This window comes from Actinocrinis sp., from assembly GCF_035938995.1.
Lineage (GTDB): Bacteria > Actinomycetota > Actinomycetes > Streptomycetales > Catenulisporaceae > DASZGI01.
Window position 1 is genome coordinate 1 of record NZ_DASZGI010000265.1, and the last position, 1756, is coordinate 1756.

General features: G+C 68.6%; 2 protein-coding genes. One reads left to right on the forward strand and one right to left on the reverse strand.

The window, feature by feature from the left end; genetic code table 11:
- A partial coding sequence (locus VGZ32_RS18450; RefSeq protein WP_326887316.1) for a maleylpyruvate isomerase N-terminal domain-containing protein occupies positions 1 to 369 on the reverse strand: 369 nt, incomplete at its 3' end.
- A 392-nt stretch (positions 370 to 761) separates the two neighbouring features.
- On the opposite strand from VGZ32_RS18450, the gene VGZ32_RS18455 reads away from it, so the two are divergent.
- On the forward strand, positions 762 to 1756 hold a 995-nt coding region (locus tag VGZ32_RS18455), incomplete at its 3' end, for a hypothetical protein (RefSeq protein ID WP_326887317.1).

Sequence of the window (1756 nt, forward strand, 5' to 3'; positions counted from 1 at the left end):
GGACATCCAGAATCGCGTCCCGGACCGCTCGTCCCCCGCGGCGTTGAACACCGGCGCGTCGAGCGCGTCATCGGAGCACGCGCTCGCGACCCGCTGCGCGGACTCCGACAGCCACGCCTGCCACTCGCGGGGGTCGGTGGGCAGTACGGCCATCTGCGTCGGCAGCTGTGTGGGGTCGGTGATGCGCCGCTCGACGATCTCCGCGACCCAGTGCTGGGTCTGGCCCACGTGCTCGACCAGGTCAGTGATGGTCCACCCCGGGGTTGTCGGCACGGCAGCGTCAGGTCCGGCCGCGGCGGCTGATTGCGCCAGATGTTGGGTGTGTTCGACGATCGCTCGCCGGACGTGTTCCACGTTCAGCTCGGTCATTGGATTGCCCTTTCCGTGGGTTCGTTGTGCTGTGTATGACTCGGCGTGCCGGTCAACATCATCGGTGATCTGTGGATCGGCGTGTCAGGCGACTCCGCCCTGCGCGGGGTCGAAGATCCCGAAGAGGGCCGGCCCGGCAATCCGCAGTTCCGACGTACAGCGCCCGGCCACCTGCATGGTCGGCGTCGCTGAACAAATCCCCGGATCGTCGGCCTCGACGTCGCCCGCCCGGCCAACGCGGCAAAGCTGCCGACCGGTCCGGCGCGGCTGGGGTGGAGATCCCACAGGGGATCTGCGCCCTTTTGGACGGTGACAGGCCCAGGTCACGCGCGATTACCTTGAATGGGGGTCGTACTAAGTTGCACGGTCCACGAATCCAACTGGGGGAAATCATGGGGAGTCGACGATTCGCCGCTGCGCTGGTCGCTGCGGTCCTCGCGCTCGCAGGCGGTGCGGTCCAGGTCTCCGCCGCTGATGGGGCGACGGTGCCGCCGCACCCGTCGGCCGCACTGCACGCGTTCTCCGCCGCGCAGGTGCGCGCCGCACAGTCCTACTGGACCCCGGCTCGCAGGGGCGCCGTCAAGCCATTGGCCAGCGCACCGATCGTGCCCTTGACGCGGCAGCCCGCCGTTCCGGCCGGTCCGGCCGGGCACGTCGCGCCGGTTGTCACGGCGGGCACCGGTGCCCGGGTGTCTCCGATGAGCGACGGGCAGTGGTCTGGTTCGCCGACCTCGCTGCCGGCCAAGGACGTCGGGGTCCTGTACTTCACCACTCCCTCCGGAGGTGGCGCATGGTGCACGGCCTCCGTGGTGGTCGCCGGCGACCGCGACCTGGTGTTGACGGCGGGCCACTGCGTGTACGACAAGAACTACGTCGCGACCAACGGTTCCGGCTGGATGGGCAACTACCAGTTCTGCCCGGCGACCAACGGCGGGGCCAACCAGACCCCGTACGGCTGCTGGCCCGGACGCGGCGCGGTGACCAACTGGTCATGGCTGAACAACCGTGACGGCTCCTACGACTTCGGATTCGTGCTCCTGGGGACCAACAGCTCCGGGCAGCACATCGCCGACGCCCTGGGCAATCAGTTCGGCGTCGAATGGAACCAGCCGCGCGGCAGCACCTACATGATCTTCGGCTACCCGGGCGTCGCCCCGTACAACGGTGTGAACCCCGCCTGGTGCTACGGGACCGCGATCAACTACGCCGGCAGCGGATACAACCCTGACATGATCGGCGTGGCGTGCAGCAACATGAACCACGGCGCCTCCGGCGGACCGTGGCTGCGCCAGTACAGCTTCTCGTCGGGCTGGGGGTACGTCGACTCGGTCAACAGCGGCGGCCTCGCCGGAGATCCCCACATCTACGGATCCTACTTCGACACGAC